Here is a 13,347-nt window from a genome sequence, read left to right as displayed (position 1 = left end):
CAAATGAATAGGAGAGAAACAAAAACAAACGCTAACCAATATCCCCAAAGAATTTTGTATTCCCAAGTTAGAGGTCTCGTAATCGCAAAGGCGGCAAAAGAAATAACTTCTAATAGTAGTATAATTTTCTTTGCTCCAGGTTCAATATATTTTGCTATTAAACTAATGGTTAATAGTATAAACGAAATTGAAATTCCATAAAAAGAAATGTACCTGAGAGTATTGATAAACATGGCAAGGCCAGAGTATGTATCAGGGTTAGGTACAAGGATTGGAGACAAGAGTGGAATCTTTATGGAAATTAATTGCGCCAGATCATCGTTGTTAACTTTAGAAGTTGTATTGTCAATCGAATCCTTTTTAGTGCTATTATTTATTGTTTCAATGCGAGAGCTGTCGACTTGACTTGAGGATTCATCTAACAGAGGAATGGTATCAAGATGTGCTATAGTATCGATAACCTCAGTAGCTTTAGCAGATTCTTTAGTTTTCTCGCAACCAGTATAAAAGAAAGGAAGGAGAAAACAGCACATCGCAATTATATTTAGCCTTATTGAATAGGCGTTAAGATTTTTCTTCATTTATCAATATGTTTCCTTTTAGGTGATCGGTTCTGATTGTTATCCACATTTTTTTTAGTTTTTAAATTCTAAAGAAAGTGAAATAACTTGATATATTATTTTGGGAGAATGTAGCGAAAACTATATTATCCTATTTTTTACAGTATCTTGATTGAGCAATCCTTTCATAGCTTTATACATATCAGGAAATCTTTGTTTAAAATCCTGAGGCTTCTCAAAGAAATAGACAACTGAAGCACCAAAGTATTTTTCTTTATTAACTTCTCTGTAACTCTTAAATTGACTTAAACCTGTATTAATAAAAAAATCCGCCTGTTTTTTAGAAATTGTCTGCCACTTTCTAAAGGCAGATTCCCCGAAGATTGCAGCACCAGTCGTTTCAAGAAGGTTCTCTTCAAATAAAGCTTCAGCCATTAATTGAAGTCCTGGATTGTATCCATCTGAGATGTTGGAAATGCCAAGTTCAAATTCTGTCCATGATAGTTTAAATACTTTTTTGTTTCCTTTCTTCAAGCCCCAGTCAGATTTCTTTTGACTTACAGTAATCGTATTGAAGTTTGAAAGAAACACTGGTCTTAACCCAATTGTAAGCTGAATGAATGTCGCAGCTATTGTCACTTTCTTTTCATCAGATACATCATTACCTGATTCATCTATGATATTTTTATTGATCAGAAAATGATTTACCCTTTGTTCAAATTTACTTTTATATTCTGTGGATAGTTTTTTATAGAAGAGATTTTTCTTTCTGAGGATCTCTTTATGCTCATCAGGCAATGGTTTTAAGTAAAGGAATAATTTGAAAATATTAATTTGTTTCCATTTAAGATAATAATAGATAAAAACTACCAGTGTAAAAAGAATAGGAAGGCTGAACCAAAATATAGCTGCCGTTGAACTAAAATGGTCCTTCGTAACACGTGAAGTTCTCCACAATAGAAATAGAAATTGCATTTAATAAAAAATTTAATGAAGATAATAAAAAAGCGTATAAATTTTATACGGATTTTTATAAGTGAAGCTATTTTTTGTCTCTGCTATTCATTTTTGTCATAAGCTGAGATTAGCAGAGATCGTTCCTCTGTTATGTTTAAATAAGTGAAAAAGTTATAATTATTTCAGATCCAATAGGAAACAATAAAGCTATCCGAAAGCAGCTTCTCATTATTGAACTTTAACATTAAAAAGATTTATTAACAAACAAACTAAAATTTTTATCAATTAAACTAACTCTTGTAAGTATAAATGATAAAACAATAATGGTTTATTTATTTAGTAAAGTTGCCAGAGTACTTAATGAAAGTATGTTTTGGATTGACGAATATATTTTGGTCTGTTTCCTGATATTCTACTTTTTATGAATTTAATATCTTTCTATAGTTGTATAAAAACTTCTTGCTTAGTAAAGCAACTTTCTTGTGGGTAACTTCGATAAAGCAATCATTGCGTTTATATTATTTTAAGTTAAATAATTGAATTAGTTTTGGTCAATTAATTGAAACAATTTTTCTTATGCATTATAACAGAAGAGCGTACTTAACCGCTACATTTATTGAATGGCTTTTGTGGATCGGTGGATCCGTGTTACTTGTCTTCATCATTAGATGGTGTATTTCTATGTATGGTGGTTCTACCTATGAAATGCATGTTTGGATCTCTGCAACCCTTTATCTCTGGTATGTTTCTACTATGAGTATCTTAGTGGGCAGCACCTATTTTGTAGCCAGAGCTGCTCAAACCGATTTGGAAAGAAGGCAGAATCATCCTCAAAAGCCTGAGGGCGTGAATCTTGATAGTGATTTGGCTCGTATTAAAAAAATCAAAAAACGCTCAGCTATTTTCGCGATTATAGTCCACACACTGAATGCAGGCTTTGTATATTATATCAGTCGTCATATTCCCGGCATCACTCCTGAATTTAGAGTTTATGCAACTTTAGGCGTCTTGGCTATCGCTGCTATTAAGCCTGGGTTTGCTGCAATTAACAGCTTGAGACAAGAAATTTTTGGCATGCAGGAAGCGGCAGATTATCCTATCAAAAGTGTGGCAGATCTTTGGATTAAAGTAGAAGCATTTGGGGATTATGAAGAGCGTTTGAAAGAAACTTTCAAAGCTATAGAAGAAGCGCAGAAAAAGTATAACGAGATGGTGACAGTTAAGATGCCTGAAATCTCCACAAGTTTAGAGACTTATAAAACTAAATTACACGAGGATTTTGAGCAGGAACTTTTGTTGGTTAAATCTTCAGACAATATTAGAGAACAGGCTTACAACGAATTGAAGCAAGCTCAGGTGCCAATAACAAAGGAGATTAGCAAAATTTTGAATTCAATTCAATCTTTAAAAGATTTTGTCATAGAGTTAAGAGATAAAAATATTAAAGGTGAACAATTGATGTCGGCACTTAAAGAGTTTGGAATCGACTCCTTGTCTGACTTAAATGTAACGTTTCAAAAATCTATTGTAGATAAGAACCCAAAGCTGTAATAGTTGTTAGCATTGAAATCTCTGATTTTTAAATAAGGTTTTACCATCTTTAAACTTGATAATACAAGAGGGCTCCGTCGCTTATGATGTAGCCCTCTTTTTATAGTCACCTCTCATAAGGTGTATGTCTGTCATAATTTATTATACAGAAAACCTAATGCTATAAGTAACCGAGCAATTAATATCTTACTAGCAATTTTATCCACCTGTTTTTCTTTACTTTAGGCTTTGTACTTTTTAAGTCGTTGAATTGTAGTGTTATGAATGTTTTTCTTTCCGCGTCCCACTTTTTTAAATTTTTTTTCTTGATATAGTTACTTCCGGATTTCGCCCTGGGTATTTAGCTAAAATGAAATATGCTTAGTATGATACCACATTTACGTTTATTGCTGTCTGTAAATAGATACAACCGGAAAGTAATATTCTTATTATTGCTATTAATGGCTCATTTTCAATTTGGTTATGCTCAATACCAGATGGAGAATTTAAACAGAGGTGTTGTTGCGATCAGTCAGGGTGGCTCCAAGGTATTTGTGAGCTGGAGATGGCTAGGTACTGAAAACGATGGTATTACATTTAACCTTTACCGCAACGGAACAAAAGTAAACTCAACACCGATCACTGTCTGTAACTATACTGATAATGCGGGAAGTATTACTGCTTCTTATACGGTAAAAGCAATTATAGGCGGAGTGGAACAGGCTGCTTCAGAGGCCGTAGCGCCCTGGGATAAAGTGTATAAGACTATACCACTGAAAATACCTCCATCAGGCACAACACCAAAAGGGGAAGCTTATACTTATAGCCCCAACGATTGTAGCGTCGGAGACGTGGATGGAGATGGTGTTTATGAGATTTTTGTAAAATGGGATCCATCCAATTCAAAAGACAACTCTCAGTCAGGCTATACGGGTAACGTTTATATAGACTGTTATTCGCTTGCTGGAAAACAATTGTGGAGAATAGACCTTGGACGGAACATCCGTGCGGGAGCACATTATACACAGTTTCTTGTATATGATTTCGATGGTGATGGTCTTGCTGAAATGGCTTGCAAAACTGCAGATGGTACCAAAGATGGCAAAGGAGTGGTGATTGGAAACCCAGCAGCAGACTATAGAAACAGCAGTGGATATGTGCTTAGCGGACCTGAATTTTTAACCGTATTCAATGGTAAGACTGGAGCAGCAATGGCAACTGCAAACTATACTCCTGCAAGAGGAACGGTGTCTAGCTGGGGTGATAGTTATGGAAACAGAGTAGACAGATTTATTGCAACAGTAGCTTACCTTGACGGAAAGACTCCAAGCATGGTATTCGGAAGAGGTTATTATACACGTCTCGTTCGTGTAGCCTGGGACTGGAAAGGCGGCAAACTGACACAGAGATGGATCTTTGATAGCAATACTTCAGGCAATGGCTCTTATGCAAGTATGGGGAATCATCAGATGACAGTAGGGGATGTGGATGGAGACGGCAAACAGGAAGTTTGTAATGGAGCCAGTGCTATAGATGATAATGGAAACGGTTTATATGCAAATGGCCTTGGTCATGGAGATGCATTGCATATGACGGATATGGACCCGGACAGAGCAGGACAGGAAGTTTGGCAATGCCATGAAGAGCCTGGTAAATATGGGAACTATGGACTGGAATTCAGAGATGCGAAAACAGGGAAGCCGCTATGGGGGCTTGGTGGAGGAAATCAGGGAGATATAGGACGTTGTATGGCCGGAGATATAGATCCGCGTCATAAAGGTTATGAAGTTTGGGGAGCCGGAAAAACATATAATTGTAAAGGAACAATAATTGCAACATCAAGACCTTCGGAGTGTTTCAGGGTTTACTGGGACGGAGATTTACAAACCGAGTTGCTTGATGGTGTAAAGCTGGATAAGTGGAACTATACAAGCAGTAAGACTGAACGTATTGCAACACTTTCAGATGCTGCTTATGGAAGCGGAGCCTCTTGTAATACGACAAAGGCCACCCCAAATCTTGCAGGAGATATCTTTGGTGACTGGAGAGAAGAAATAATTCTTCACTCTACAGATAATAAAAATTTGCTGATCTACACTACTACTGTACCATCTGCTTACACCTTCAGGACATTAATGCATGATGCTCAATACAGGGTAGCAATCTCATGGCAAAACTCTGCTTATAATCAACCTCCTCATTTGAGCTATTATCTGGGTAGTGACATGACGGCGCCAGCCAAGCCGAATATTGCAATAGCTGGTGGAGTGAAAGATTGTAATAATACCATAAACGGAGGAGCTTATGTTGATGCCTGTGGTACTTGTGTAGGAGGTACCACAGGAAAGACAGCTTGCGTTGTAGATTGTTTTGGTGTGAAAGATGGAAAGGCCGTATTAGATAAATGTGGGATATGCGTAGGGGGAACAACCGGTAAAGCTGCCTGTACAAGCGGCTTAGAGGGCGAAGACTTCTGTACCGCAACTGGTGTAGCAGAATCTAAAAATGAAGGATTTATTGGTGATGGTTATCTTAATCTAGACAATGCTGTAGGAACTTCTGCTTCTTGGTACATAGTAGCTGATGAAGCCATTACGACTCAACTTGGGGTTCGATATGCAAATGGCGGAACCGCAGCACGTGGTATTACCATTGCAATCAATGGCACGCAACAAGGCAGTTTGCTCGGCAAGGCCACCGGCGGCTTCACCACCTGGGAAGTTGAATACGTTACTGTAAATCTGAAAAAAGGATCGAACCTATTTACGCTTTCTTCCACCTCCGCAGACGGTGCACCTAATATTGATGTGATTTCATTTACTTCAACTAAAGTCAGGGCGGGAGGTTGTGTCACCGATTGTAACGGGCAAATTGGGGGGGATGCCTTTACTGACGAATGTGGTAAATGTGTAGGAGGAACAACAGGTTTAACTGCTTGCGAACAAGACTGTAATGGAGACTGGGGAGGCTCAGCCGTTAATGACAATTGTGGAGCATGTATCGGTGGGAAAACAAACAACTTACCATGTAAGGGAAGTCTGGAAGCTGAAGAGGCATGCAGTGTCGAAGGAATTCAGACAGAATCCAAAAACGAAGGTTTCTACGGAACAGGATATATAAATACAGACAACATTCTCGGAGCTTCTGCTACTTGGAAACTGAGTAGCGCATCGGATCAAACAGTGACTTTGGCTTTCCGCTATGCGAACGGAGGAACAGCAAATCGTGATGGACAAGTTTATGTCAACGGAAGTTCGGTAACATTGCTGAGCATGCCACCGACCGATTCTTGGACAGCTTGGAAATTTGCTAGTGTAAATGTTACTCTGAAAGCAGGAGAGAATGAAGTAAAAGTTTCTGCTATCACAGCAGATGGCTTAGCCAATATCGATGTTATCTATTTCTCAGCTGGGGTTTCGGCTGCTGGTTGTGTGGTTACTGGAATAGAAACCTTTCAGAATCTAACTCAGGACCTATATCCAAATCCTACTCAAAGCAAAGTATACATGTTGAAAGTTGACGAATGGAAAATAGTGAATTTGGAAGGAGAGGTATTGCAGTCCGGGCAGAAAGATACAGAATTAGATTTATCTAACTATCCAGCTGGTATGTATTATCTGGTCACTAAAGAGAAGACTCATAAAGTTTTCAAGAAATAAGTCTTATAATTCTTTCAATTTAATATACTTGATTGATGCCATCACTTTAAGCGATGGCATCAATGATAAGTCAGGACTTTCCAGATTGATGGGTAGGTATTATAGAAGAATGAAATAGTTTTTTGGGAATTGCTTCAAAAGCGCAAATACCCTCTTTTTTTGAAGTTGGCAAATTGATCTTCTGAATTAAATTGGTCGGTATTGATAATTTTTATTTTTTGAAAAAGTTGTTACTTCTTGCTAGCTGAATTGTATATCCTGATAGCAAAGTTGTGAAAAAAATGATAAAATTATTCTCTTATTTTATTCTGGTAGTTAGTTTGTTTTTGGTGAAATCTGCCAATGCAGCAACGGTACCTGTTCATGATCCTTCCATTGTGATTGTTTATAAGGATGCCAATGGTAATTCATATCCTTCTAATGATGCAGCGGCCAGTCGGACAAAGTATTATTATATTTTTGGAACACAGGTAGGAGCTGCATATTCCAAAGATATGATTAACTGGACAGCTTTTACGCCTACTTTTTCAATCAATGGTACGATTACCAATAACTATTATCAACTAGTTACAAGTGAAGCTGATTATGCAGGACACACAACCTCTGCTGATGTTAAAGGCAATCTTTGGGCACCTGACGTCATTTATAACAAAGCTTTGGGGAAATGGACAATGTATTTTTCTCTGTCTGGAAATGAATTTAAATCCTCCATTATATTATTCACTGCAAGTAAGATTGAGGGACCTTATGAAAGAGTAGGTTCTGTCGTGCATGGTGGATTTACAAATAGCACCACCAGTATCGCCAGGACAGACTATGCAAAGGTAATAGGAACATCAACCGTAGATGGTCGTTACCTTGATAACTCTGGTAAATGGGATAATACCTATGCCGTAAGTTGTATTGATCCTGCTGTGTTATATGATGAGTCTGGAAAGCTATGGATGGTTTATGGATCTTGGTCCGGAGGGATTTTTCTTTTAAAACTTAATGAGCAAACAGGGCTTCGGGACTATTCTTATAACTATGGATTGGGAAGTAGTCCGGTTTGGAATGGCGGGCGTCTCCGCTTTGATCCTTATATGGGTATACATATTGGCGGCGGGTATTACGTATCAGGAGAAGGTTCTTATATACGTTATATAAAAGATGCTAACGGTGTTGGTTATTATTATTTATTTATATCCATGGGCTTTTACTCTCCTGAAGGAGGTTATACCATGAGGGTTTTTCGATCGAGTACTATAGATGGACAATATACAGACGTAACTGGTGATAATGCAGTTTTTGATAAATACATTTTTAATTATGGTAATAATACTCAGTATGGAATGCCGATCATGCAGAACTATAAGTATAACTGGTGGACTATGGCAGACGTTGCTCAAGGACATAATTCCGTATTAAGGGACGAAGATGGATCTGCTTATCTAGTATATCACACTAAGTTTGATAACGGTACTGCCTGGCACAATGTAGAAGTTCATCAACTTTTTTTTAATGAGAATGGCTGGCCTTTAGCTGCTCCCTTTGAATACAGGGTTGGATTCGGTCTTTCTAAAAAGCAACATAATAGAGAGGAGATTACAGGAATATACAGTGTGATTACCCACAATTCTGTTGATTATGCTAAACTTAAGAGCAACCTTGAAGAAGAAATGTATGTCAATGCTGATGGTACTTTAACAGGGGCATATACTGGCACCTGGTCTTATAATTTTTCATCCGGAAAGCATTATATTACCCTAACTACCAGTGCTGGTACATTTAAAGGAGCAATGTGCGAGCAACTTATGGATGGCTTGTCTACCAGGACAGTTGCATTTACGGCAATGAATTCCGCTAATGAAAGATGTTTATGGGGATATAAAAGAACAAACACTGCAACTATAAATACCACCAATTATAAAGGAGAGTCGCTTCTTATCGGAGATAGGCAATATTCTCTGACCTGGGATGCATACACTAAATTTAACAAACAGTCAGTAAACGGAGATTTTGAGGTTGAGTATTTGTTTGATAATTATACACAGGCTGCAGAAAACTGGCATAATTGGGCTGTAGCGGTTAAAACAACTTCAGAAACCTGGCATTTAAGGGCTGACGCCTGGTCTGTAGGAACGTTTACAGGTTCTACTGTAAATCATTCATATACCTGGGATTGGACACAATTTAAAGACGTTTACAAAAATAAAAAGGTAAGACTGAAAGTGTCTAGGGTAGGGACAAACATCAATGTGTTCTCCTATGTAGATTCTGTATTGGTTTACTCATGTACTTCAGCCAACTCTCCTGTAGGTGCAGTAGATGTGTATTTAGGCGGAGAAACCTGTTATTTAGATGTAAAGAAGATTTCAATTGTTCAGCTTGGAGTTCGTGAAGTTGTTGGGACTACCAATGATGATGGTACTTATACAGTTCCATTTAATTCAGTAAAAGGCAATACTATTAGTGTTTCTGGAGATTTTGAACTGATTTATAAATTTAATAATTATCATAATCCTATAAGTGTCGATAATTGGGATAACTATATTCTGAGAGCTATATCCGGAAGTAGTACTATGCTTTTGCGTGCCGATTCCTATGCTATGGATGTATTTGGAAGCTTAGCCTATACCTATGACTGGAATTGGGCTAATTTTGCTTCGATAATGACAGGAGCTAATGTTGAATTTAAAATTACCAGAAATGGCTCTATTATTATATATAAAGCCACTATTACAGCAAGAGACGGGAAGCTATATAATTATCAAGTCATACAGACCGGAGCACCTACAACTACTATGTCATTTGGATTTACAGGAGAAGAAAGTTTGCAGGATTTTTTTGTAGTTGAAAAAATATCTAATGAAGGATCAGATGTAGTGACAGGGCAAAAACAAGTTCAAAATACATTAGATTCTACTAATGTTTACTCTTATGAAAAAGTACTTTATATCAACGCTCTGGAATCAGGAGAAGTGGAAATATATAATGTAGAAGGTAAATCTTTCGGTAGAATTAAGTATAACAAAGGGATGAATCAGATCTTTGGCTTGGCTGAAGGGCTTTATCTGATTGGGGGGAGTAAGATTGTTATATTTTAAAAAATATTTAGTGTTAGTCATTGTAATCAATGGCTAACACCTTTTTAATCTTTCGCCCATTGAAAATTCATGCCTAAAAATATTTGATACGCAGGCTGTCCTTGTCCTTCACTATAAACCGTTAACTCTGGCTCTATAAAAATATTGACGATCGTTTTTCCTGCTTTGAAAATCTTGCCAACGCCAATTCCAAGTGGAATAAGAGTTCTGTTATTTTGAAAATCAAAGGTCCATGTTCCCCCTGCGCTTCGTCCATAAAGGCCATTGCCCATGTTTAGAGTTAAAACCGGTTGAAATATCAATAGATTGGTACCGGTTCTGTTTTTATTACCTGCAATAGAGGTCTGGTATGTAATCAAAGTACCGATCATATTACCACCTTTCATAGGGTGAATAACGACAGTAGCTACTCCAATTTGCCACTTTCCGGAACCTATTGAGTTGCTTGTCGCTGTTGGTGCAGCTATAAGTGGACCTACACCAAATTCAGTTCTGGCACTGTCACCTGTTAATTTTATAATATCAAATATGGAAAAGTCTCCCAATCCTGATCTATAACCTTCAACTGTCGGAGTAGTTGTAATAGGCATTGTAGCTCTTATGATTTGCCTTCCTGATACCATAACTCCTCTAACTAGTAATGAGTTACTGACTTCAGTCGTGCCTTGTATTTTTGGTGAATAATAATTTTGCAGGTTAAATGAATTGAGATTTGCAAGAGGATTGTTGGATTTTGTCATCTGCTCGTTGGATACACCTCCACCTTCAGCTTCTTTAGTTACAGAAGCCTCTTTTTTTGCATCAGTTTGGGCAAAAATATTTATAGAGGTAAGGAATATCAAGAACAGAAGATAAAAGTTTTTCATTTGAAATCTCACATGCCTCAGACTTAACCACCATCTTTGATATTTGTTTGATCTCGTATTGAAGCTAAATATGCTGCAGAAGAGGTTAAATTCTACAGCGTTAAATTCTACAGCGTCCTAGTTAATTTTTTTTCTAGAAAAAGAATGTCACTTTCAGTGCATACGATCTGAAGTCATAACTGTATAGGTCAGTCTGTACTTTCGAATCAGACATTTGTTGCCACCGGATTGAGTTTATGTTATTAGAAGATGATTGAGGCGAAAGAATGTCATAAATGAACAGCTGAAACATAGTGTTTTTCAAAGCTAGTTTAAATCCAACGTTCCATTTTACAATCATTCTCCTGTCTACATTAAGATATGGATAAGTGCTGTTGTATTGATAATATTTTGTATAATCCTGTAATACTCCTGTTTCTCCTGGTGTATAGTTGATAAGGTCGCTTCTTCCTTTAAGCCCCCAGAACAAGCGCCAGTCCGAGTGAACAGAAAACCATCTGTTGAAAGAAAAGTCTATATAGGCTTTAGATACATTGGAGGCAAGGTTAAGAAAATTCTTGCCATCAACTGAAATGCCATCCGATACTGGGTTGATGGTAAATTTAGTAGTAGAGTCTTGGCCTTGTGAATTTTTTAATACGACAGGATAATAATAGGTTTGTCCGTCAATAACTTTTGTATTGTAAGCTTTTTCCTTAAATACCAGTTTATCCATTTGCTTTCCTTCTTTAAGTACGTCTGTGTTGACTAGTCTTGTTATCACATGATTGAGGCCTATGGAGAGTTTTCCAATATTGTATTGCAATTCTATTTCACCATTTACAAAATGATATTTACCAATATTGATTACTCTGAAAGAAGCCTGGTTCCACGCAAAAAGGTCTTTGATGGTATTGTAGGATAAAGATGCATGTACTCTCAAGTTCTTCTTTTCATATAAGCTTGATAGCTCCCATGAATAAGCTTTTTCTGGTTTAACAGCTCTGAGTTCTTTGGTGCTGACAGGTTCTATAGGAGTAGAGTTTTCGTTGGGCTTTACAGTTGGTACTTCATAATGCGGTACCTTGTATGGTACTCCCTGATCGTCGAATATATTTCTGTTGGGTTCGTAATTGTCGGCACTTCCATTGTTACCTGAAGATTGATAAGTTAATCTGATGTTGCTGTTTGGGTTAATAGTATATACCATCCCTAATCTTGAGTTGATGAAGCCTCCTATATTGACAGTACGTGTATGCAGGTCATATCTGATACCCATGTCCAGCATTATTTTGGGGTCTGGGAAAAATACTCCTTCAGAGAATACTGCCTGATTGAAGTACATTACATTTGCAATTATAGGGTGGTTGGCTTTTTCTTGCTGGGAGTTTTTGCCGGCAAGGTCTTTTCCGAAAATAAATAATCTGCTATCTATACCAGTTGCTATTTGGAAAGATTTCCTGTTTATAATATATGTGCCAGTCAGGTTAAATCTTCTTTCTCCGAAAGCTTCAATTTCTTTTATTTCTTCATTAGCTACTCTGTTATATTCAGGAAGATTTTGTACTGTAATTTTGCTGGAAACCAGATCCATTCCGCAATTCAGCTTGATTGGATTTTTCTTAAGTTTAAAATCCTTATTGATCTGAATGGTGATATTGCTCAATTTATATTGTCTCCTGTTATTACCGTTCCCTTCTGTTAGCCCCCAGAAACCTCCCGGGCCCACGAGCTTGCCATCAACCATTCTTGGGGTAACTGTGGAGTCTGGTACTCCGGCAATTTCAGGCCATGGGTCCATAACAAACATTCCTGCTGCATTGGTAACTTGATGAGTGACACGTGCATATGCTCTCCAGTTTTTAATCTGGTAGTCGGTTGAAAAGATGAAATTACCTGGAGTGTCCCAGCTGCTGCCAGTGGCGGGAATACCTGTTGTCGGATGATCCTCTCTTGTTTGGGGAGATGGCCATGACGGTCTTCCATAAATATGCGGAGTTTGCATACCACTCCCCTGAGACCATTTTATCCCACCATAAAGTTGTATAGTGCCGCCATTATTAAGTCTTTCCGAAACAGAAAAATTATCTATAGTACCTCCGGTTTTGAGGCTCCATGTTTCTATACCTGCTTCAAGTATTCTTTTATCCTGAATATATCTCTTAGTTACAAGGTTAATAACCCCGCCAATGGAGCCAGATCCATAAACAAGTCCTGAAGGACCTCTGAGTACTTCAACTTTTTCAAGGTCTGATAAAAAACCAAGGTTGAGTTCAGAAAATGCTCCATCTCTTGATTCCGTATTCATCTTATGGCCATTCACCAGAAAAATAAATTTAGTATTCCTGTCCGCAGCTACACCCCGCATTCCCCAAATGATACCATTCCATTTATTGTACATGTATTGAAAACCAGGTACATATATTTCTAATAGTTCAGATAGATGTCTTGCTCCTGAATTTTGTATTTGATCGGCAGTGATTACCGAAATACTTACCGGTGAATGCCTGATATCGAGGTCTAAGAAAGAACCAATTGAAACTGTGGAGTCTATGAGCTCTTCAATGGAGATTACCTTCTTCTCAAAGCTTATATCTTGAGCTGCCAGTGAATAGGTAGCCAATAGAGCTAAACTTAGAATAATACATTTTAATTGCATGGTAGTGACTATGCTGTTGGGAAATACAATATGAAGACGGTAATATAAAGA

At 37.5% G+C, this 13,347-nt stretch carries 7 protein-coding genes; 3 read left to right on the top strand and 4 right to left on the bottom strand.

Translation table 11 applies throughout. The features are described 5' to 3' along the window. Together J7604_RS13075 and J7604_RS13070 are read right to left on the bottom strand one after the other, a co-directional pair. A partial coding sequence (locus J7604_RS13075) for a hypothetical protein (protein ID WP_293896773.1) occupies positions 1–533 on the bottom strand: 533 nt, incomplete at its 3' end. A gap of 168 nt (positions 534–701) precedes the next feature. Next, positions 702–1,535 carry a zinc-dependent peptidase gene (locus J7604_RS13070; RefSeq protein ID WP_293896771.1) on the bottom strand — a complete coding sequence of 278 codons (834 nt, stop codon included), beginning with the start codon at positions 1,533–1,535 and terminating at the stop codon, positions 702–704. A 558-nt stretch (positions 1,536–2,093) separates the two neighbouring features. Between J7604_RS13070 and J7604_RS13065 the strand changes: the two genes are divergently transcribed. The 3 genes from J7604_RS13065 to J7604_RS13055 all read left to right on the top strand — a co-directional run bounded on the left by J7604_RS13065 (position 2,094) and on the right by J7604_RS13055 (position 9,792). Beyond that, entirely contained in the window at positions 2,094–3,068 is a 975-nt protein-coding gene (locus J7604_RS13065) for a hypothetical protein (RefSeq protein WP_293896769.1), read from the top strand. 440 nt (positions 3,069–3,508) lie between these two features. Further along, positions 3,509–6,706, top strand: a complete 3,198-nt coding sequence (locus J7604_RS13060; protein WP_293896767.1) for a carbohydrate-binding protein — start codon at positions 3,509–3,511, stop codon at positions 6,704–6,706. Between the two features lie 281 nt (positions 6,707–6,987). After that, positions 6,988–9,792, top strand: a complete 2,805-nt coding sequence (locus J7604_RS13055) for a glycoside hydrolase family 43 protein (RefSeq protein ID WP_293896765.1) — start codon at positions 6,988–6,990, stop codon at positions 9,790–9,792. 44 nt (positions 9,793–9,836) lie between these two features. Here the strand turns inward: J7604_RS13055 and J7604_RS13050 are convergent, their stop codons facing one another. Together J7604_RS13050 and J7604_RS13045 are read right to left on the bottom strand one after the other, a co-directional pair. Further along, a complete protein-coding gene (locus J7604_RS13050; protein WP_293896763.1) occupies positions 9,837–10,658 on the bottom strand; it encodes a hypothetical protein in 822 nt (273 codons plus the stop codon). 133 nt (positions 10,659–10,791) lie between these two features. Next, a complete protein-coding gene (locus J7604_RS13045) occupies positions 10,792–13,296 on the bottom strand; it encodes a TonB-dependent siderophore receptor (protein ID WP_293896761.1) in 2,505 nt (834 codons plus the stop codon). Positions 13,297–13,347 lie beyond the last annotated feature (51 nt).

Source organism: Sporocytophaga sp. (assembly GCF_017745095.1).
Lineage (GTDB): Bacteria > Bacteroidota > Bacteroidia > Cytophagales > Cytophagaceae > Sporocytophaga.
The sequence above is the reverse complement of the archived record's forward strand: the minus strand, read 5'-3'. Positions and strand labels throughout refer to the sequence as shown.

Excerpts from the sequence above, each read along its gene's own strand:
- J7604_RS13070 (WP_293896771.1), bottom strand. The coding sequence starts at position 1,535 with ATGCAATTTCTATTTCTATTGTGGAGAACTTCACGTGTTACGAAGGAC.
- J7604_RS13065 (WP_293896769.1), top strand. The coding sequence starts at position 2,094 with ATGCATTATAACAGAAGAGCGTACTTAACCGCTACATTTATTGAATGG.
- J7604_RS13060 (WP_293896767.1), top strand. The coding sequence starts at position 3,509 with ATGGCTCATTTTCAATTTGGTTATGCTCAATACCAGATGGAGAATTTA.
- J7604_RS13055 (WP_293896765.1), top strand. The coding sequence starts at position 6,988 with ATGATAAAATTATTCTCTTATTTTATTCTGGTAGTTAGTTTGTTTTTG.
- J7604_RS13050 (WP_293896763.1), bottom strand. The coding sequence starts at position 10,658 with ATGAAAAACTTTTATCTTCTGTTCTTGATATTCCTTACCTCTATAAAT.
- J7604_RS13045 (WP_293896761.1), bottom strand. The coding sequence starts at position 13,296 with ATGCAATTAAAATGTATTATTCTAAGTTTAGCTCTATTGGCTACCTAT.